The following is a 19,411-nucleotide window of genomic DNA, read 5'->3' on the forward strand; positions in this document are numbered from 1 at the left end:
CTCATTCTGCGCGCCGGGGAATGCCGGCGGCTCCCGGGTGGTTGACCGCTGCGGACGGATGGCGCCACGGACTGGCGCCGCGGAGGGAGTCGCATGGGGGAGCGTTCGATCGGGCGGGTCGCCATGATCAGCCTGCACACCTCTCCCCTGGACCAGCCGGGCACCGGCGACGCGGGCGGCATGAATGTCTACGTCGTCGAGCTGGCCCGCCGCCTGGCCGGCCAGGGGATCGACGTCGACATCTTCACCCGCGCGACGAGCTCGCAGCTGGCGCCGGTGGTGCCGCTGGGCGCCGCAGAGCCGGGCGGCGCGGCGGTCACCGTGCGCCACGTGCACGCCGGACCGTTCGAGGGCCTCACCAAGGAGCAGCTCCCCGGCCAGCTGTGCGTCTTCGCCCGCGAGGTGCTCCGCGCGGAGGCCGCCATGCCGGCCGGGCACTACGACGTCGTGCACGCCCACTACTGGCTCTCCGGGCAGGTCGGGGCGCTCGCGCGCGACCGCTGGGGCGTGCCGCTGGTCCACTCGATGCACACGATGGCGAAGGTCAAGAACGACGCGCTCGCCGCAGGCGACACACCCGAGCCGCCGGGGCGGGTGATCGGCGAGGAGCAGGTGGTGCAGGCGGCCGACGTGCTCATCGCCAACACCGACCTCGAGGCCAAGCAGCTGATCAACCTGTACGACGCCGAGGCCGGCCGCGTGGAGGTGGTGCACCCGGGCGTGGACACGTCGGTGTTCCGGCCGCTCTCCGCCGCCGACCGGCTGCGGGTCCGGCGTGAGCGCTCGCTGCCGGACGACGCGCTGGTCCTGCTGTTCGCCGGTCGGATCCAGCCGCTGAAGGCCCCCGACGTGCTGCTGCGCGCGGTGGCCGAGCTCCTGGTCCGTCGCCCCGACCTCCGGTCACGCCTCGTCGTGCCGGTCGTAGGCGGTCCGTCGGGCAGCGGCCTGGAGCGCCCCACCGCGCTGGCCAACCTCGCCGAGGAGCTCCGGATCGACGACGTGGTCCGCTTCGTGCCGCCGGTGCCGCAGCAGGAGCTGGCCGGGTGGTACGCCGCCGCCACGCTGGTCGCGGTGCCCTCCTACAACGAGTCCTTCGGCCTGGTCGCCGCGGAGGCGCACGCGAGCGGGGCGCCCGTCGTGGCCGCCGCCGTCGGCGGGCTGACCACCGTGGTGCGCGACGGCCGCAGCGGGCTGCTCGTCGACGGCCACGACCCGCACGACTGGGCGATCGCGCTCGAGCGGGTTGTCGGCGACCCGGCCCTGCGCGACCGGCTCGCCGCCGGCGCTCTGGTCCAGGCCGAGCAGTTCTCCTGGGAGGCCACCGCCGCGCAGACCCTCGACGTCTACGAGCGGGCGCAGTCGCTGATGCGCCAGGAAGCAGGTGTCCTGTGACCGGCCCCGAGACCGGCCCCGCCGCTAACCCGGCCGGCCCCGCGGACGTCGTACGACAGCACCTCCGCGACAGCGGGATCGAGTTCGAGGAGCCGGAGCCCGGCGTCTTCACGCTCTCGCTGCCGGGCGAGAAGAAGCTGCAGACCCCCGTCCGCCTCGACGTCGGGCCGCACGCGCTGGGCGTGCACGCCTTCGTCTGCCGGCGGCCCGACGAGGAGCACGAGCGGGTCTACCGCTGGCTCCTCGAGCGCAACATGCGGATGTACGCCGTGGCGTTCGGTGTCGACCACCACGGCGACATCTACCTCGACGCCCGGCTCCCGCTCTCCTCGGTGACGCCGGACGACCTCGACCGGCTGCTCGGGTCGGTGCTGTCCTACGCCGACGAGTCGTTCAACACCATCCTCGAGCTGGGGTTCGCCACGTCGATCCGCAAGGAGTGGCAGTGGCGGATCGACCGGGGCGAGTCCACCCGCAACCTCGAGGCGTTCCGCGGCTGGCTGGAGTCCGGCACGGACCCGGTGAAGCGCGACGACGCAGCGGAATAACAAAACGCTACCGTTCCGTTTCGTATTGGCGTAGGGTGAGGGCACCTCTTCTCGACGCCCCCGCCAGAACGGAGCCGTGATGACCGAGACCTCCCTCCCGCCCGACCACGAGGCGACCGGGCACCCTCGGCGCTGGCTGATCCTCGCCGTCCTGGTCGTCAGCCTCATCGTGGTGGTGCTCGACAACACCGTGCTCAACGTGGCGCTGAAGACCCTGGCCGATCCCGACGACGGGCTCGGCGCCAGCCAGAGCGAGCTGGCGTGGATGATCAACTCCTACACCCTGGTCTTCGCGGGACTGCTCTTCGCGCTCGGCGTGATCGGCGACCGCATCGGCCGCCGCCGAATGCTCCTCGCGGGCATGGCGGTGTTCGGGCTGGCGTCGCTGCTGTCGGCGTTCGCGCAGACCGCCGGACAGCTGGTCGGCTTCCGCGCGCTGATGGGCGCCGGGGCCGCCGCGATGATGCCGGCGACCCTGGCCCTGCTCCGCTCGCTGTTCAGCGACGACGAGTTCCCCAAGGCGCTCGGGATCTGGTCCGGTGCGGTGGGCGTCGGCGGGGCGCTCGGCCCGATCGTCGGTGGCCTGCTGCTCGAGCGGTTCTGGTGGGGGTCGGTCTTCCTGATCAACGTGCCGATCGTGGTGTTCGGCGTGGTGATGATCGTGCTCCTCGCGCCCGAGTCGCGCGGTCGCCAGGGCCGGCCCGACCTGGTCGGCATGGGGCTGTCGGTGCTGGCGCTGGTCCTGCTGACCTACGGCATCATCGAGGCCGGCGACAGCGGGTCGTGGGGGAGCGTCTCGGTGTGGGGCACCATCCTGCTCGGCGTCCTCGGGTTGGCGGCGTTCGTCCGGTGGGAGCTGCGCACCCCCCACGCCTCGCTCGACATGCGCCTGTTCCGCAACCCGCGGTTCTCCTCCGCGGCCGCCATCATCGCCCTCGGCTTCTTCGCGATGCTCGGCCTGTTCTTCTTCATCACCTTCTACATCCAGCTGGTCCGCGACCGGACGCCGCTGCAGACCGGCCTGCTGTTCCTGTCCTTCGGCAGCGCGATGCTGGTCTTCTCGCCGCTGTCGCCCTCCCTCGTGGCGCGCTTCGGTGCCCGGACGGTCGGCCTGGTGTCGCTGACCCTGATCACCGGCGTCTTCGTCGGCTACGCCCAGCTCGACACCGGGACGCCGCTGTGGGTGCTGGTGGTGATGCTCTTCCTCCAGGCGACCGGCATGGCCAACCTGATGACGCCGGCCATGAACACCCTGATGGCGAGCGTGCCGCGCGAGCACGCCGGTGTGGCCTCCGCCCTGGGCAACACGCTGCGCCAGGTCGGTGGCGCGTTCGGCGTGGCCGTGCTCGGCACCGTGATGGCGCAGGCCTACCAGGGCCGGGTCGGCGATCGGCTGCCCGGCCTCTCCGAGGAGGCGCGCACCTCCCTCTCGGCGACGTACGGCGCCGTCGAGCGCGGCCTGACGGGCGGGGCCGCCACCCGCGACCTGCTGGCGACCGCCGACCAGGCGTTCGTCGAGGCGATGCACGTCACCGCCTACACCTCCGCGGCGATCGCCGTCGTCGGCCTCCTCGTGGTGGCTCGCTTCTTCCCGGGCCGGCAGGCCACGGCCGACTCCGTCGCCGGCGGCACCGCCGCGGTGGGCGACGACGCCGGCCGGGTCGCCGAGGCGGCGGGGGAGCGCTGATCCGGTCATCGGCGACAATGGAGCGGTGACCGAGGCCGCCTCCGACCCCGCCCCGCCCGCGCGCACGACCGAGCAGGCCGCGCCCGAGCGCGCGACCGCGCCGTCGCCGGGCCGGCCCCGCAGCGCGGAGACCAGCCGGTCGATCCTCCAGGCGGTGCTGGACATCATCGCCGAGGAGGGCATCGCCGGCGTCTCGATGGAGGCGGTGGCCGCCCGGGCGGGCGCCTCGAAGACGACGATCTACCGCAGGTGGGCGGCGAAGGAGGAGCTGATCGCCGCGGCCGTCGAGAGCATCAAGGCGCCCCCGCCCTACGACCTCCCGCACGAGTCGGTCCGCGACGACCTGGTGCGGATCGGCCGCGCCGTGCGCACCGACGTCTCCGACAAGGAGCGGCGGATCCTCAAGTGCATCATGGTCGAGGCGGACAAGAACCCCGAGCTGATGCGTCAGCAGGAGCGGCTGATGGCGCGCCGCCGCGAGGCCGGCATCGAGGTGTTCCGGTACTGGGTCGAGCAGGGCGTGCTGCGTGCGGACCTCGACGTCGAGCTCGCCGCCGCCGCCGTGACCAGCCCGCTGCTGACGATCATGGTCTACGGCCACTACCCGGCGCTGCGGACGCCCGACCTGGTGGAGCGGCTCGTCGACCAGCTGCTCGAGGGCATCACCGCACGCTGAGCGAGGCGCGCGACGCCCCCGGCGTCGCCTCAGGACGGAGGAGCGACGGGCTTCTCGACCTCCTTGACCGCCGGCTTGCGCCGCGCCACCGCGACCCCGACCAGGGCGAGCGCGCCGCCGACGTATGCGACGGCGGGCGGCGCCTCGTCGAGGAACAGCAGTCCCATCACGATGGTCAGCGGGGGCACGAGGTAGGTGGTCACCCCCAGCGACGAGGCGGTCATGTGCTGCAGCGCGTAGGCGTAGGTGGTGAAGGCGATGGCCGTGGGGAAGACGCCGAGGTAGACCAGCCACAGCGTGGAGGACGCCGGAGCGTCACGGGCCTGCTCGACCAGCTGGCCGGCCCAGGGGAGGCAGGCCACGGTGCCGATGGAGCAGGCCAGCCACGTCACGTGGAGCGCGGAGAGCCGCGCGACCAGCGGCTTCTGGAGGACCAGGCTGACGGAGTAGACCAGCGCGGAGACGAGGCAGAGGACAACGCCGAGGAGGTCCCGTGAGCCGCCCGCGTCCGACGACGACAGCCCGATCACCGCGACGCCGGCGAAGGCGAGCACCAGCCCGACGGTGAGGTGCACGGTGAACCGCTCGCCGAGGAAGGTCGCCGCCAGCAGCGCGATCAGCACCGGCGAGACCTGGATCAGCATCGAGGCGGTGCCCGCGTCGACGCGCTGCTCCCCGGCGTTGAGCGCGACGTTGTAGACGCCGAACCACAGCACGCCGATCGCCACGAGCGAGCCCCACTGCCGCCGGCTGGGGCGCGGCATCCGTCCGCTCAGCAGCACGAAGGCACCGAGGGCTAGGGAGCCGACCGCCAACCGCCCCAACGACAAGGCGCCGGGCGAGAAGTCGTGGGCCAGATGCCGGATCGCCACGAAGGCACTCGCCCACAGCAGCAGGGTCGTCGCCACCGCCAGCAGGGGCAGTACGGCGGTCGCCGGCGCTGGCTCGGGCGGACGGCCGACCGGGGTCGGCGGGGCGTCGGCTGCGGTCACGAGGACACGCTAGGGCGCGCCACCGACAGCGGTCGCGCGGTTTTCGGTCACGGTTGCGCGAGATGCTGCCGAAGGGCTCAGACGTCGAGCTTGTAGCCGAGACCGCGCACGGTGACGAGGTACTTCGGCTCGCTCGGCTCCGGCTCGAGCTTTGCGCGCAGCCGCTTGACGTGCACGTCGAGGGTCTTGGTGTCGCCGACGTAGTCGGAACCCCAGACCCGGTCGATGAGCTGGCCCCGGGTGAGCACCCGGCCGGGATTGCGCAGGAACATCTCCAGCAGCTCGAACTCCTTCAGCGGCAGCCGCTGCTCCACGCCGGCGACCGTCACGACGTGGCGCTCCACGTCCATCCGCACCGGTCCGGCCTCCAGGGTGTCGGGCAGCAGCTCCGCCTCGTGCCCCCGGCGCAGCACCGCACGGATGCGGGCCACCAGCTCGCGCGGCGAGTACGGCTTGGTGACGTAGTCGTCGGCGCCCAGCTCGAGCCCGACCACCTTGTCGACCTCGTCGTCCTTGGCGCTGACCATGATCACCGGCACGTTCGAGGTCTGCCGGATGGTGCGGCAGACCTCGGTGCCGGGGATGCCGGGCAGCATCAGGTCGAGCAGCACGATGTCGGCCCCGTTGCGGTCGAACTCCTTCAGCGCCTCGTTGCCGTCGGCGGCGATGGCGACCTCGAACCCCTCCTTGCGGAGCAGGTAGGCGAGTGCGTCGCTGTAGCTCTCTTCGTCCTCGACGACGAGTACCCGGGTCACGGGCTTTCCTCCTGTTGGTCGTTGCGCCCGCCGGTGGACTCCGGGTCGGACGACTCGGGGGCGAACCGGATGAGCGGCAGGCCCTCGACGTGGTGCGGATGCTGCGGCAGGACGAGCGTGAAGGTGGATCCCTGGCCCTCGACCGACCAGACCCGCACGTCGCCGCCGTGGGTGGCGGCCACGTGCTTGACGATCGAGAGGCCCAGGCCGGTGCCGCCGGTGGAGCGGTGGCGGGCCGGGTCGACGCGGTAGAACCGCTCGAAGATCCGCTCGACCTCCTGCTCGGGGATGCCGATCCCCTGGTCGATGACCGAGATCTCGACCGCGTGGTCGACCAGCTTGCGGGTGACCACGACGCGGGAGCCGGGCTCGGAGTAGGCGACCGCGTTGGCGACGAGGTTGGCCACCGCCGCGGTGACCAGCTTCTCGCTGCCCAGGACCTTCAGCCCCTCCTCGCCCTCGGCGAGGATGGCGATGTCCTTCGCGGTGGCGGTCATGTGGCTGGCGTCGGCGGCGTTGACCACGACGTCGTCGATCGACACCGGCACGGGTGACTCCAGCGGCTCGTCGCCCTGGAGCCGGGAGAGCTCGATGATCTGCTGGATCAGCCGCGACAGCCGGTCGCTCTCGGTCAGCATCCGGGAGGCGAAGCGGTGGACCGCCTCCGGGTCCTCCGCAGCGTCCTGCACGGCCTCGGCGAGCAGCCGGATCGCCCCGATCGGCGTCTTCAGCTCGTGACTCACGTTGGCCACGAAGTCGCGGCGGACCGCCTCGACCTGGCGCTCGCGGGTGCGGTCCTCGACCAGCGCCAGCACCAGTCGCGACCCGAGCGGCGCCACGCGGGCGGTCACGTGGCGCGGCCCGCCGGAGGCGCGCGGCATGATCAGCTCGGTCTCGCGGATCTGCCCGTCGCGGCGCACCCGGCCGGTCAGCTCCCGCAGCTCGTCGGAGACCAGGGTCGTGCCGCGGACGACCCCCATGGCGTACGCCGGCGCCGACGCCTTCACCACGGCGTCGGACTCGTCGACCACCACGGCGCTGCTGCGCAGCACCGACAGGACGGTCGCGACGCCGGGGGGCACTTGGGGCTCCTCGGGAGGCACGTACTTGCGCTGCTGGCGGTCGCTGAGGTGCCACGCCAGGACCGCACCTCCGGCCACGAGGGCGCCGAGGAGCGCAGCCAGGAAGGCTTGCGTCGTCGGGTCCACACTGGGATCGTACGGCGGAGCGCCGGCCGCCCGCGGAATCGGGAAGCCGGAGGTTCCGGATGTTCATCCCGCGTTCACCCCGGGGCCCTGACTGGTCACCTGGCCTGCCTACGCTCGGAGCATGCGTGACGCCTACTCCGACCAGCTGGACTCGATCTTCGACGACCTCGCGGCCATCTGCCGCCGGGTGCAGACGGCGGTGGGCCAGGCCACGATCGCGCTGATGAGCGGTGACGCGGCCGTCGCCGAGAAGGTGATCAGCCAGGACGTCGAGATCGACCGCGCCCGGGAGAAGGTCGAGGACACCGCGTTCAGCCTGCTCTCGCTGCAGCAGCCGGTCGCCGGCGACCTTCGCACGATCGTCGCGGCGCTGCGGATGGTGGGCGAGCTCGAGCGGATGGGCGACCTGTCGGTGCACGTCGCGAAGGTCGCGCGGCTGCGGGTGCCCGACATCGCGGTCCCCGACGAGGTGCGCCCGACCATGGGGCGGATGGCCGCGGTGGCCGAGGACATGGTGTCGCGCGTGTGCGACGTGATCGCCAGCCGCGACGTCGAGGCGGCGATCGCGCTGGGCCGCGCCGACGAGGAGATGGACCAGCTGCGCCGCACCAGCTTCACGGAGCTGCTCTCCGACGACTGGGACCACGGCGTGGAGGCAGCCGTCGACATCGCCCTGCTGGGGCGCTACTACGAGCGCATCGCCGACCACGCGGTCTCGGTCGCCAACCGGGTCATCTTCGTGGTGACCGGGCACAAGCCCGCGCAGGCGGTCTGAGGACCGCCCGGGCGGCGGTCAGCGCCCCTGGTTGGCCACCGCCGCGGCGGCGGCGGCCGCCGCCTCCGGGTCGAGGTAGCGCCCTCCGGCGACCACCGGCGCCAGCGTCTCCTCGTCGAGCTCGTAGACCAGCGGCATGCCGGTGGGGATGTTGAGCCCCGCGATCTCCTCGTCGCCGATCTGGTCGAGGTGCTTGACGATGGCGCGCAGGCTGTTGCCGTGCGCCGCGATGAGAACCGTGTTGCCGGCGCGCAGGTCGGGCACGATCCCGGCCTCCCAGTAGGGGAGCAGGCGGCCGATCACGTCCTTGAGGCACTCGGTCCGCGGCAGCTCGTCGCCGAGGTCGGCGTACTGCGGCAGCCCCGCCTGGGAGAACTCGTCGTCGTCGTCGAGCGGCGGCGGCGGGACGTCGAAGGACCGGCGCCAGAGCATGAACTGCTCCTCGCCGTACTTGTCCTTGACCTCCTTCTTGTTCTTGCCCTGCAGCGCACCGTAGTGGCGCTCGTTGAGGCGCCAGGAGCGGCGGACCGGGATCCAGTGCCGGCCGGCGACGTCGAGGGCGAGGGCCGCGGTGTTGATCGCTCGGCGCTGCAGCGAGGTGTGCACCACGTCGGGAAGCAGGCCCCACTCCAGGAGCAGCTCCCCACCCCGGGCGGCCTCCGCCTCCCCCTTCGCCGTGAGCGGGACGTCGACCCACCCGGTGAACAGGTTCTTGGCGTTCCACTCGCTCTCGCCGTGGCGGAGCAGCACGAGGGTGAACGGCATGTCAGTGGCCGCCCTCGCCGTGGCCCGGCTCCCTGATCTCGGCCGGGCACAGGTAGGTGTCGTCGGGGGTGGCCTCGTCGCCCGGGTCGTCCGAGGGGAGCGGGATGTCCTGGAAGTAGAAGCACCCGACCTTGACGACCAGCACGTTGAGGGTCGCGCGCTCGCCGGTGCTGTACTCGAGGGTCAGCTCCACCACGTCACCCGCGGCGAAGTCGCCGGTGAGCCGGATCGGGTCCGCCTCGGTCAGCAGGTTGACGTGGCCGCGCGGGGCGACGTCGACCGGCTCGAACTCCTCGACCCGCACCGTCTCGTCGTCGTCGGAGGAGCCGGGTACGACGCCGACGAGGCTCGCCTCGTCCTCGAGGTTGTTGACGAGTGCCCCGATCAGCCGGCCCTCGCCGCGGGAGTCGGACGCCACCTGCATGCCGAGGGCGTCGACCGACGGCTCCCGCTCGTTCGCGCCTGCCCCGAGCTGGTTGACGCGGTCGGTCGCGTAGTCGAATCCGCAGGACGACAGCAAGGCGACCGCCGCCAGCAGCAGTCCGGCGATCGCGGTCGGGCGCAGGTGTCGCATGTGGCAGGCCTCCGCTGCTCGTTGTCGGCCGTGGCACGGCCCTGGGAACCGGGTGGTCCTCCCGCTGGCAGGTGCCAGGTCGGGAGCGGCCTCACTCTAGCGGCCCGGCCGCAGGGCCAGCCCGGCGGCTCAGCGGCTGAGGCCGACCCGGGCGCCCACGACGACGAGGGCGATCGCGATGCCCGCGGTGTAGACGGTCGAGAGGGCGAGCAGCCGGGTGGCGCCGATCTTCAGGCCGATCCGCAGCGGCAGGTAGGTCCAGCCGTCCTCGTGGTCGGCCACCAGGCCCCAGACCGCCCGCATGAAGTGCACGCCGACGCCGAGGGCCGCGGCCAGCGCGACGATCGCCGGCTCGGGCGGGCTGCCGACGGCCTGGCCGCCCCAGCCGCCGTACGACAGGTAGGCCGGGAGCAGCGCGAACGACGCGGCCCACGACCACCACGAGAGGATCCCGGTGCGCAGCAGCACGTTGCCGAGCATGCCGATCGCCACCGCCGCCAGGTAGAGGCAGCCGGCGCGGATGCCGGTGGTGATCGACAGCGGCACCAGGATCAGGGTCGCGACGACGATGGCGTACCACGCGGTGCCCGGATCGAGCCGCCCGGCGGCCAGGGGCTTGTGCGGGAGGCGGTGCGCGCGGTCGCGCTCGCGGTCGACGATGTCGTTGTGCCAGCCGAGGATGGTCTGGCCGACGAGCACCGTCAGCGCCACCACGCCCACCTCGCGGGCGGGACGGCCGGAGACCACCGCGACCAGGGCGACGGCCAGCGCGGTGGTGATCGCCTGCTTGGCGTGGGCGGCCTGCAGCAGCTGCAGCGGCAGTACGTCGGCGGGCGCCCGCCCCCCGAGGAGGGCGCTGGCGAATCCGGAGCGCTCCGGGACGTGGGGCAGCTCCGGCCTGTCGACGTCGAGGCGCTCCTCGACCTCCTCCTCGGAGTCCGGGCCCTCCGGGTGCTCCGGGTCCTGGTGGTCCTGGTGGTCCCGGTGGTCCTGGTCGGCGTGCGCGGGGTCCGCCGGCTTGTCGGGCTCGTCCGGCTCGTCGGGCTCGTCGCGGAGGTCGACCTGGACCACGCCGTCACCGTCGCCGACCCCGTCGTCCTCCTCGACGGTCTCGACGGTCCGGTCCACCTCGTCGGTCGCCTCGTCGGTGCCCTCGTCGTGCTCGTCTGCGGTCACGACCGAGGCGACTCCCTCCCCGGCAGAGCGGCTGCGCCGCCAGCGCTGCATCTTCGCCATGCCGAGCAGTATTGACCACGGCGCCGCCGAGCGGGGGCGAGCCCGCCGATCCGCCGCGACGCTGCTCCTCGCGCGCCCCTGTTGACCGCTCCTCTGGCACCGCCAGCGACACGCCCGAAGGGCCGCGGTGATCTGGCGCACACCGCTCAACTGCGCGCGAACCACACCACTTCGGAGATGTCAAGCCTGTCATTGCGCCCCTGACCTGCACAAACGCGTTCTGAGGGCGGTCCGGGACGTGGTAGGATAGGTGACCCTAGGAAGGGGTTTTGCTCATATGACTTTCACCGTCGGCGAAACGGTCGTCTACCCCAATCACGGGGCCGCGGTCATCGAAGACATCGAGATGCGGACCATCAAGGGACAGGAACGTCAGTACCTCGTCCTCCGCATCGTTGCCCAGCAGGACCTGGTCGTCCGGGTCCCGGCCGACAACCTCGACCTCGTGGGTGTCCGCGACGTGGTGGACAAGGACGGCCTCGACCGCGTGTTCGGCGTCCTGCGTGCCGAGCACGTCGAGGAGCCGACGAACTGGTCGCGTCGCTACAAGGCCAACCTCGAGAAGCTGCACAGCGGCGACGTCATGAAGGTCGCCGAGGTGGTCCGCGACCTGTGGCGCCGCGAGCGCGACCGCGGCCTGTCCGCCGGCGAGAAGCGGATGCTGGCGAAGGCTCGGCAGATCCTCGTCTCCGAGCTGGCCCTGTGCGAGAACACCAACGAGGACAAGGCCGAGACCATCCTCGACGAGGTGCTGGCCAGCTAGCCGGGCCGGGCGCGTCCTTCGACGGCGTCATACGGTGGTCGGGTCATGAACCCGCATCCGTATGACGCCGTCGACGTTTCGGCCCCGGTCTCCGGCATCGTGGTCGAGGAGGGCCGCGGTGGGCTGCCGTTCCACCTCATCCACGGCGAGTCGCTGGTCGCGGCCGCCGCGTGGGCGGTCGGCGAGGCGGGGGTCGAGCTGGTCGACCAGACGGTGCCCTGGGCGGCCCTGGTCGAGCGGCGGGAGCCGCTGCTCCTCCACGACCCGCTGTGCCCGATGACGCCGCCGGCGTTCCTCGCTCGTTGTGCCGAGACGGCCGCGGTCCGCGACTGCGTGGTCGTCGGCGTCCGGCCGGTGACCGACACGGTGAAGGAGGTCGACGGTGGGGCGGGCGGCGCGGTGGTCGGTGCCACCGTCGACCGGGACGCCCTGGTCGCGGTGTGCTCGCCGGTGGTGCTTCCGGCGTCGGTGGTCGCCGACCTGGTCGGGAGCGTCGGCGGGCTGTCGGCGACCGACTTCGTGGAGCTGGTCGTGCACCTGCGTGAGCGCTACGGCGACGACCGGGTCGAGCTCGTGGAGGCTCCGCCCCAAGCCCGGCGGGTCGCCTCGGACGACGACATCGCCGTCCTCGAGGCGCTCACCGGTCAGCGCTGACCGCGCTCAGCGGTCACGCCGGCACGGTGCCGGAGGTGCCGGAGGTGCCGGAGGTGCCGGGCAGCAGCCGCTCGGCCACGGCCAGGTCCTCGGCGAAGGTGACCTTGAGGTTGGTGGCGCTCGCCGGGACGGGTCGGACGAGTGCCGGCCCGTCGGCTTCGGTCGGGGCGAACTCCGAGAACGCCGCAGCGGTGTCGGTGCCGTCGAATCCGGCCGCGGCGGCGGCCCGGTAGGCGGCCAGGAGGGGCTCCGCCCGGAAGGCCTGCGGCGTCTGCACGCCCACCAGGCGGGTGCGGCCGTCGCCCGCCGCGGCGCCGTCGCCCCTGGCCATCAGGCCGGGCAGCGCCACGGTCGGTACGGCACCGCCGTGCTCCCGCGCCTCGGCGATCACCCGCTCGAACAGCGCCGCCCCGGCCAGCGGCCGGGCGCCGTCGTGGATGGCGACCACGTCGATGCGCCCGCCCTCCACCAGCGGTCGCAGCAGGTCGAGGGCCGCCTGCTCGGACGCCTGGCGGGTCGCTCCGCCGTCGACCAGGAGCACCTCCCGCTCCCCGACGAACGGCGCGAGGGTCTGTGCCACGACCTCCCGCTCGCCCGGCCGGCACACGATCACGACCCACGCCGCCTCGGCGACCTCGAGCGCCGCCGAGAGCGACCAGGCAAGCAGCGGCCGGTCGCGCAGCGGCAGCAGCACCTTGTTGACCTCGGCGCCGACCCGGCTGCCGCTGCCCGCTGCGAGGACCACGATCGCCGAGCGCACGGAGCGAGGCTAGCGGGCGTCGTACCGCTGCGGGCGACGAGGCGGGCGCGGTGCGGGGCGGTGTGGTGCCGGGTCCCGAGAGGAAGCGTTTTCCTGGCTGTTACAGCCAGAAACACCAGCGAGAACAGCACGCCCCTACGTTCGCTGCATGACCGGTCGCAGTGCTGCGGAGGAGTGGCAGCCGGTGTGCCGCCTGGCGGAGCTGGAGGTCGACCGCGGCGCGACGGCGCTGGTGCACGGCCAGGCGGTCGCGCTGTTCCGCACCGGCGAGGACGTGGTGTACGCGCTCGGCAACCACGACCCGTTCGGCCGCCCCGCGGGCGGCGGGATCTCGCGGGGCATCGTCGGCCGGCGGGACGAGGTGCCGTTCGTCGCCTCGCCGGCGCACCGCCACGGCTTCGACCTGCGCACCGGCCGCTGCCTGGACGACCAGCACGTCTCCGTCCCGGTCTACGAGGTGAAGGTCGTCGAGGGCGTCGTCCTCGTCGGTCAGCGGAGGGTCGACGCCGCCTGACGGCCGGCCGGCTCGGGGCGGTCCGCGGAGAGCTGCCGGAGGGCACGGTCCACCAGCGCGACGAGCTCGTCGGTGACCAGGCCGGGCCGCTCGAACGGCAGGTAGTGCCCGGCGTCGGGCGCGACCACCAGGCGGGCGCCCCTGATCCCGCGGGCCAGGGTCGCCGCGTGCTCGGGCGGGGTGAGCAGGTCGCGGGTGCCGACGAGGACGATCGTGGGCACGTCGTCGAAGGCGTGGAGGTTGCCGACCCGGTCGTGGGTCATCATGTCCTTGAAGAAGCCCGACATGGTCTCCGGCCAGCAGTGGATGATCTGGTCGACCACGTGTCCCACGTCCCGCGGGCGCTGCGGCCGGCCGAGCAGGATCCGCCGGACGATCTGCCGCTCGATCACCGGGAAGCGCTCGCGCCGCGACCGGCTGAGCAGCCGCGCCCGGGTGGCCAGCACGAAGGGCAGCCGGTCACGCAGCGCCGGGCCGAGCTCAGGCAGCCCCAGCGTGACCTTGTGCAGGTCGCCGCAGGAGGTGCTGACGAGCGCGAGTCCGACGATCCGCGGCAGCAGGTCCGGCCGCTCCTCGGGGATGCAGGTGATCACCATGCCCCCGACGGAGTGACCGGCGACGACCAGGGGGCCGTCGGGCGCGAAGGCGTCGACGACCAGGCCGAGATCGCGGGTCAGGTGGGGGATCGTGCACGCCTCCTCGGGTGCGCGCTCCGAACGGCCGTGGCCGCGGTGGTCCCAGGTGATCAAGCGGACGTCGTGCCCGTAGCGCGCCATCAGGTCGTGCACCTGGTAGTGCCAGTCGGACTCGTCGGCGGTCCAGCAGTGCGACAGCAGCACGGTGAGGGGGGCGTCCTCGCGCCCGCGGACGGTCACGTGGAGGCGGAGTTCGTCCTCGGTGATGAGGGTGTGCGCGGTCACGGCTGCTCTCCTGGGTCCTCTGGGTCCTGCGGGTCGGTCGGTGCACGCCCGGCGGCCGTCGTACGACGACCGCGACGGCGTGTCACATGCACAGCCTGCCGTGTCCGCCGTCGCAGCGCCCGCCAACGTGGCGCACGCCACGTCCGGTCAGCGGCCGTGGAGCAGGGCGGTGGCGATCGCGGCGACGCCCTCCCCGCGGCCGGTGAGCCCGAGGCCGTCGGTGGTGGTGGCGGACAGCGAGACCGGCGCCCCGAGGGCGGCGGCCAGGGCGACCTGGGCCTCCGCGCGGCGCGCACCCAGCCGCGGCCGGTTGCCGATCACCTGCACCGCGACGTTGACGACCAGGAAGCCCGCGGCGTCCACCCGGCGGCGGGTCTCGGCCAGCAGCGCCGTGCCGGCCGCGCCCGACCACGCCGGGTCCGCCGTACCGAAGTTGCTGCCGAGGTCGCCCAGTCCGGCGGCCGAGAGCAGCGCGTCGCACGCCGCGTGGGCCGCGACGTCGGCGTCGGAGTGGCCCTCCAGCCGCACGTCCTCCTCGGGCCAGGCGAGCCCGCCGAGGGCCAGCGGAGGGTCGCCCTCGGCCCGCGGGACCAGACGGTGGACGTCGGATCCGATGCCGATCCGGAGTCCGGCCGCCGCGCCGGGATCGTCGGTTGGGTTCACGCGCCGATCATGCCTGAGGGACAATCCCCGGTGTGAGGACGTCCCGTGGCTGGTGGTCATTCATCGGCGTGGTCGCCGGTGCGGTCGGCCTGGGGCTGAGCTATGCCGTCGCCGCGCTGCTCCACGTGCGGGAGTCGCCGGTCGTCGCGGTGGCCGAGGGCGTCACCGCGCTCACGCCGGGCGGGGTGGTGAAGTGGGCGATCCGCACGTTCGAGGAGGACGACAAGAAGGTCCTCGTCCTGGGCATCCTGGTGATCCTGGTCCTGGCATTCGCGGTGCTCGGGCGGCTGGCCCGGCAGCGCTGGTGGTTCGCCGTCGCGGGCTTCGTGCTGCTCGCCGGGGTCGGCGTGCTCGCCGTACTGACGAAGCCGACGCCCTCGCTGATCGACCTCGTCCCGATCGTCGTGGGCCTGCTCGCCTGGGTGGTGGCGCTCGCCGTGCTCGCCGAGTGGCTGCGCCGGTGGGAGCTGGTCGAGGACAGCGAGGACCCGGCCCTCGAGCCGATGCACACCCGGCGGCGCTTCTTCCTCGCGGCCGGCGGTGCGGCCGCGCTCGCGGCGTTCGGCGGGCTGCTGGGCCGGATCGCCGGCAACGCCCGCCGCCGGGCCGAGGAGAGCAGGCGGCTGCTGCGGCTGGAGGGTGTGACCGCCCCTGAGCCACCGGTCGGCGTGGACCTCGACATCGAGAACGTGCCGCCCTGGCAGACGCCGAACGAGGACTTCTACCTGATCGACACCGCCTTCATCAAGCCGACCATCGAGCCGGCGGACTGGGAGCTGCGGATCCACGGGATGGTGGACCGCGAGGTCACCTTGACCTACAACGACCTGGTCTCCCGCGAGATCACCGAGGACTGGATCACGCTCAGCTGCGTGTCCAACGAGCTCGGCGGCGACCTCATCGGCAACGCCTGGTGGAGCGGCGTCCGGCTCGCGGCGCTGCTCGCCGAGGCGGGCCCGAAGGAGGGCGCGGACGCCGTGCTCCAGACCTCCGAGGACGGCTGGACCTGCGGCACGCCGCTGGGTGCGCTGATGGACGAGCGCAACGCCCTCCTCGCCGTGGCCATGAACGGCGAGCCGCTGCCCATCGAGCACGGCTTCCCGGTGCGCACGATCGTGCCCGGGCTCTACGGCTACGTGTCGGCGACCAAGTGGGTGGTCGACATGGAGGTCACCCGGTTCGACGACATCGCCGCCTACTGGACCGAGAAGGGCTGGGCGGAGCAGGGGCCGGTGAAGCTGTCGTCCAAGATCGAGGTGCCCCACGACGGCGACGACGTCGGTGTCGGGGAGGTCGTCTGTGCGGGTGTCGCCTGGGACCAGCACACCGGCATCGCAGCCGTCGAGGTGCAGGTCGACGGCGGGAGGTGGCAGCCGGCCGAGCTGGCCGAGGTGCCCAACGTCGACACCTGGGTGCAGTGGCGGGTGGTGCTCGACGTCGAGGAGGGCGAGCACCAGGTCCGCGTGCGGGCGACCAACCGGGAGGGCGAGGTGCAGACCGGCGTGATCCGCGACGTCCTGCCCGACGGTGCCACCGGCTGGCACACCATCGACATCACGGCGAGCGCCTGAGTGGCCGGCCTCGACCGCGACTTCGCGGACCTGCGGGGCGGTGCCCTCGTCGTCGGCGGCTCAGGCGGGCTGGGCCGGGCGATCGCCGAGCTGCTCGTGGCCCGTGGTGCGCGCGTCGCCGTCACCCACCGCACCCGACCGGTGGGGGTCGGCGTGGCGTCGTACGGTCTCGATCTGGCGGACCGTGCCGAGGTGCGTCGGGTGGCGGAGCACGCCGCCGCGGAGCTCGACGGCCTGCACACCGTGGTGTACGCCGCCGGTCCGCACGTGCCGATGGTGCACCTCTCGCGGGTGGATCCCGCGGCGATGGCGGAGCAGCTCGACGTCGACGCGGCCGGCTTCTTCGCCGTCGCCCACGCCGTGCTGCCCGCGCTGCGCGACTCCTCCGGCTCGCTGACCGCGGTGACCACCGCGGCCACGGCGCGCTTCCCGATCCGCGACGGCCTCTCCTCGGCGCCCAAGGCGGCGGTCGAGGCGATCGTGCGCGCGCTCGCCGCGGAGGAGGGGCGCTTCGGCGTGCGGGTCAACGCGGTCGGCCCGGGCATGCTCACCGACGGCATGGCCGAGCGCCTGATCTCCACCGGCGAGCTGGACGACCGGGCGCTGGAGGTCGCCCGCGGCAACATCCCGCTCCGGCGGTTCGGCACGGCGGCCGACATCGCCGAGGCGGTCTGCTTCCTCGCCTCCCCCCGCGCCGCCTTCATCAGCGGTCAGAAGCTCGACGTCGACGGCGGCTACTCCGTCTGACCGCCCACCCGCCGCCCGCCCACGAGGCGGCAGGCTTTGGCGCACGAGGTGGCGGGTTCTGGTCCGCGAGGTGGCGGGTCTTGGCGTACGAGGTGGCAGGTTTCGGTCCGCGAGGTGGGCCGATCCGGCGCGCGAGGTGGCGGGTTTCGGTCCGCGAGGTGGCGGGTTCGGGCGTCCGAGGCGGCAGGCTCTCGGTCTCGGGGCCATCTCGCTATGGGGCGCTGCGCTGCTCAGCAGAACGACTGGTCCTCGCTGATGGCCGGGCCCCGCCGTACGCCGAACCGTCCCACTTCGCGCGCCGAATCCTCCCACCTCGTACGCCGAACCGTGCCACCTCGCGCGCCGGATCGGCCCACTTCGTGCGCCGAAAGCTGCCACCTCGCGCGCCGGATCGGCCCACTTCGTGCGCCGAAAGCTGCCACTTCGCGCGCCGGATCGGCCCACTTCGTGCGCCGAAAGCTGCCACTTCGCGCGCCGGATCGGCCCACCTCGTGCGCCGAAACCTGCCACCTCGCGCGCCGGATCGGCCCGCCTCGTGGGGGCTACCAGTTGCCGCCGGAGGATGGCAGCGGGTGGGCGTTGTCGTGGATGACGTAGGTCAAGCCGCCGGAGGCCTCGAGCCACAGCCGCTCCAGCTGGGCACGACGGTAGATCCGGCGGACGCCCTTGCGGGTGGGGGAGGCGGGGTCGTTGACGATGACGGCCCCGTCGCTGCGGAAGCCGACGATGACCAGCAGGTGGCCGGCGGACGACCTGATCGGTGCATTGGCCAGCTCGCCCGGGCCGAACGCGATGGAGATGACCGGCGGGATCCCCGCCACGATCAGCCGCTCCGCCTCGCGCAGGTTGCGCAGCCGAGTCACGAACGCCTTGCCGCGGACCAGCGGGCCCGCATAGGCGGTGTTGAACGGCCAGTTGCCCGTGCCGTCGTACCTGTGGTCGTAGGTCATCCGGGCGGCGTGGTCGACCCACGGGTCGGTGTGCCCGGCGGGCACCCAGGCGCGCTGGGCGGCGGACGGGAGCCGGCCGTAGTAGCCGAGCACCATCGACGTCGACGTCGGCGAGCACCACGCCTCGCCGCCGTTGCCCCACTGGGGGTAGTGGCCCGAGTGCGTCATCTGGGAGTACCGCGGCACCGCGAGCTTCCGGCCCGCGGCGACGCCGGGCGCGGAGACGGGGCCGGCCGTGGACGGCAGCCGCGACGTCATCACCGTGGCGAGGTCCAGGCTCGGCACCGCGCTCGTCCCGGCCCGTCGGTAGACCGCGACCGCCAGCTGGTACGACGCCAGGCCGGCCGTGCGCCAGGTGTCGACCGCGACCCGGGTGCCGTCGTCGGTCTGTCCCGAGACGGAGTGCCGCCGCAGGTGGCGGTCGCCGGAGGTCCACCGGGCGAGGACGTCCCACGAGGTGGTGCTCCCGCCGGCCGACCGGCCGCGGACGCGGACCTCGATCCAGCTGTCCCCCGGCGTGCGCGCCTCCCAAGAGGCGATCAGCTCGGTGAACGAGAAGCCCGGAGTCACCCAGGGGCTGGTCCAGCGCGCGCCGTCGTAGGACCGGCGGTCGAAGGACCGCCTGCCCACCCGGTCGGCGTACGCCAGCCGGCCGCCGCTGGTGATCCGGGTGCCCTCCGCCCGCCCGGTGCGCCACTGCGCTGCGGTGTCGAAGCGCTCGAGGTCCACCTTGCGGTCGGCCGCGGCGGCCGCGAGCTGCACGCCCTGCCCGGCCGTCGACGACCGCTCCGGCGTCCACGCCCCCGGGACCAGCCCCAGCAGGGGCACGACGAGGCACGCGACCGCGGCGGTGACGGCGGCGGGGAGAAGTTGGCGGCGCACCGGGTCACGGTACGTCACTTTCGTCACAGAGGTCACAGGTTCGCGGGGTCGGGGTCGGCTTGTAACTCGGTGTTCGGGCATCCACCACGGTCTCCTGACCGGTCACGGGACCGTGGCAGATGCCCGAACACCCAGCCAGGAGCACGAACACCGAGTTACAAGCGAGCTCCCCCCCCCCCCCCCCCCCCCCCCCCCCCCCCCCCCCCCCCCCCCCCCCCCCCCCCCCACCCCCCCCCCCCCCCCCCCCCGGATCCTCAAGGGCATCATGGTCGAGGCGGACAAGAACCCCGAGCTGATGCGTCAGCAGGAGCGGCTGATGGCGCGCCGCCGCGAGGCCGGCATCGAGGTGTTCCGGTACTGGGTCGAGCAGGGCGTGCTG

General features: G+C 73.2%; 20 protein-coding genes. 10 read left to right on the forward strand and 10 right to left on the reverse strand.

Features of this window, described 5'->3' with window-relative positions; genetic code table 11:
- The first annotated feature begins 93 nt into the window (after nt 1–93).
- The 4 genes from mshA (at nt 94) to ACPOLA_RS11370 (ending at nt 4,303) form a co-directional block, all read left to right on the forward strand.
- Entirely contained in the window at nt 94–1,392 is a 1,299-nt protein-coding gene (mshA, locus tag ACPOLA_RS11355; protein WP_435770542.1) for a D-inositol-3-phosphate glycosyltransferase, read from the forward strand.
- Nucleotides 1,389–1,940, forward strand: a complete 552-nt coding sequence (locus tag ACPOLA_RS11360) for a type III secretion system chaperone family protein (RefSeq protein WP_435770543.1) — start codon at nt 1,389–1,391, stop codon at nt 1,938–1,940. The genes mshA and ACPOLA_RS11360 overlap by 4 nt, the downstream gene beginning before the upstream one ends.
- Nucleotides 1,941–2,019: 79 nt before the next feature.
- Entirely contained in the window at nt 2,020–3,627 is a 1,608-nt protein-coding gene (locus ACPOLA_RS11365; protein WP_435770544.1) for a DHA2 family efflux MFS transporter permease subunit, read from the forward strand.
- A 25-nt stretch (nt 3,628–3,652) separates the two neighbouring features.
- Nucleotides 3,653–4,303: a TetR/AcrR family transcriptional regulator gene (locus ACPOLA_RS11370; protein WP_435770545.1), complete on the forward strand. Its 651-nt coding sequence runs from the start codon at nt 3,653–3,655 to the stop codon at nt 4,301–4,303.
- Nucleotides 4,304–4,332: 29 nt separating this feature from the next.
- Here the strand turns inward: ACPOLA_RS11370 and ACPOLA_RS11375 are convergent, their stop codons facing one another.
- The 3 genes from ACPOLA_RS11375 to ACPOLA_RS11385 all read right to left on the reverse strand — a co-directional run bounded on the left by ACPOLA_RS11375 (nt 4,333) and on the right by ACPOLA_RS11385 (nt 7,258).
- Complete coding sequence (locus ACPOLA_RS11375; protein WP_435770546.1) at nt 4,333–5,295, reverse strand: DMT family transporter; 963 nt, start codon at nt 5,293–5,295, stop codon at nt 4,333–4,335.
- Nucleotides 5,296–5,372: 77 nt separating this feature from the next.
- The gene (locus ACPOLA_RS11380; RefSeq protein WP_435770547.1) at nt 5,373–6,050 is read right to left on the reverse strand and encodes a response regulator; all 678 of its coding nucleotides are present in this window, start codon (nt 6,048–6,050) and stop codon (nt 5,373–5,375) included.
- Complete coding sequence (locus ACPOLA_RS11385; protein ID WP_435770548.1) at nt 6,047–7,258, reverse strand: sensor histidine kinase; 1,212 nt, start codon at nt 7,256–7,258, stop codon at nt 6,047–6,049. The genes ACPOLA_RS11380 and ACPOLA_RS11385 overlap by 4 nt, the downstream gene beginning before the upstream one ends.
- Nucleotides 7,259–7,379: 121 nt before the next feature.
- Here ACPOLA_RS11385 and phoU point away from each other — a divergent pair, with 121 nt between their 5' ends.
- A complete protein-coding gene (gene phoU, locus ACPOLA_RS11390; RefSeq protein WP_435770549.1) occupies nt 7,380–8,033 on the forward strand; it encodes a phosphate signaling complex protein PhoU in 654 nt (217 codons plus the stop codon).
- 18 nt (nt 8,034–8,051) lie between these two features.
- Here phoU and ACPOLA_RS11395 read toward each other — a convergent pair whose 3' ends face one another.
- From ACPOLA_RS11395 to ACPOLA_RS11405, 3 genes are all read right to left on the reverse strand, one after another.
- Nucleotides 8,052–8,798 carry a phosphoglyceromutase gene (locus tag ACPOLA_RS11395; protein ID WP_435770550.1) on the reverse strand — a complete coding sequence of 249 codons (747 nt, stop codon included), beginning with the start codon at nt 8,796–8,798 and terminating at the stop codon, nt 8,052–8,054.
- 1 nt (nt 8,799) lies between these two features.
- Nucleotides 8,800–9,372: a copper chaperone PCu(A)C gene (locus ACPOLA_RS11400; protein ID WP_435770551.1), complete on the reverse strand. Its 573-nt coding sequence runs from the start codon at nt 9,370–9,372 to the stop codon at nt 8,800–8,802.
- A gap of 129 nt (nt 9,373–9,501) precedes the next feature.
- Nucleotides 9,502–10,608: a UbiA family prenyltransferase gene (locus tag ACPOLA_RS11405; protein WP_435770552.1), complete on the reverse strand. Its 1,107-nt coding sequence runs from the start codon at nt 10,606–10,608 to the stop codon at nt 9,502–9,504.
- A gap of 277 nt (nt 10,609–10,885) precedes the next feature.
- On the opposite strand from ACPOLA_RS11405, the gene ACPOLA_RS11410 reads away from it, so the two are divergent.
- Nucleotides 10,886–11,371: a CarD family transcriptional regulator gene (locus ACPOLA_RS11410; protein WP_435770553.1), complete on the forward strand. Its 486-nt coding sequence runs from the start codon at nt 10,886–10,888 to the stop codon at nt 11,369–11,371.
- 45 nt (nt 11,372–11,416) lie between these two features.
- A complete protein-coding gene (locus tag ACPOLA_RS11415) occupies nt 11,417–12,025 on the forward strand; it encodes a 2-C-methyl-D-erythritol 4-phosphate cytidylyltransferase (RefSeq protein WP_435770554.1) in 609 nt (202 codons plus the stop codon).
- A gap of 13 nt (nt 12,026–12,038) precedes the next feature.
- Here ACPOLA_RS11415 and ACPOLA_RS11420 read toward each other — a convergent pair whose 3' ends face one another.
- Nucleotides 12,039–12,785, reverse strand: coding sequence for an IspD/TarI family cytidylyltransferase (locus ACPOLA_RS11420; RefSeq protein WP_435770555.1), 747 nt, complete (start codon nt 12,783–12,785; stop codon nt 12,039–12,041).
- A gap of 148 nt (nt 12,786–12,933) precedes the next feature.
- On the opposite strand from ACPOLA_RS11420, the gene nirD reads away from it, so the two are divergent.
- Nucleotides 12,934–13,299: a nitrite reductase small subunit NirD gene (nirD, locus tag ACPOLA_RS11425; RefSeq protein ID WP_435770556.1), complete on the forward strand. Its 366-nt coding sequence runs from the start codon at nt 12,934–12,936 to the stop codon at nt 13,297–13,299.
- Here nirD and ACPOLA_RS11430 read toward each other — a convergent pair.
- Nucleotides 13,275–14,219, reverse strand: a complete 945-nt coding sequence (locus ACPOLA_RS11430; protein ID WP_435770557.1) for an alpha/beta fold hydrolase — start codon at nt 14,217–14,219, stop codon at nt 13,275–13,277. The genes nirD and ACPOLA_RS11430 overlap by 25 nt on opposite strands.
- Nucleotides 14,220–14,366: 147 nt before the next feature.
- Entirely contained in the window at nt 14,367–14,882 is a 516-nt protein-coding gene (gene ispF, locus ACPOLA_RS11435; protein WP_435770558.1) for a 2-C-methyl-D-erythritol 2,4-cyclodiphosphate synthase, read from the reverse strand.
- A 32-nt stretch (nt 14,883–14,914) separates the two neighbouring features.
- On the opposite strand from ispF, the gene ACPOLA_RS11440 reads away from it, so the two are divergent.
- Both ACPOLA_RS11440 and ACPOLA_RS11445 read left to right on the forward strand, forming a co-directional pair.
- On the forward strand, nt 14,915–16,453 hold the full coding sequence (locus ACPOLA_RS11440) for a molybdopterin-dependent oxidoreductase (protein ID WP_435770559.1): 1,539 nt from the start codon (nt 14,915–14,917) through the stop codon (nt 16,451–16,453).
- The gene (locus ACPOLA_RS11445; RefSeq protein ID WP_435770560.1) at nt 16,454–17,200 is read left to right on the forward strand and encodes an SDR family NAD(P)-dependent oxidoreductase; all 747 of its coding nucleotides are present in this window, start codon (nt 16,454–16,456) and stop codon (nt 17,198–17,200) included.
- A 542-nt stretch (nt 17,201–17,742) separates the two neighbouring features.
- Here ACPOLA_RS11445 and ACPOLA_RS11450 read toward each other — a convergent pair.
- Nucleotides 17,743–19,032, reverse strand: a complete 1,290-nt coding sequence (locus ACPOLA_RS11450) for a C39 family peptidase (protein WP_435770561.1) — start codon at nt 19,030–19,032, stop codon at nt 17,743–17,745.
- Between the last annotated feature and the right edge of the window lie 379 nt (nt 19,033–19,411).

The sequence above is a fragment of the Nocardioides proteolyticus genome (assembly GCF_051280635.3).
Taxonomy (GTDB): Bacteria; Actinomycetota; Actinomycetes; order Propionibacteriales; family Nocardioidaceae; genus Nocardioides.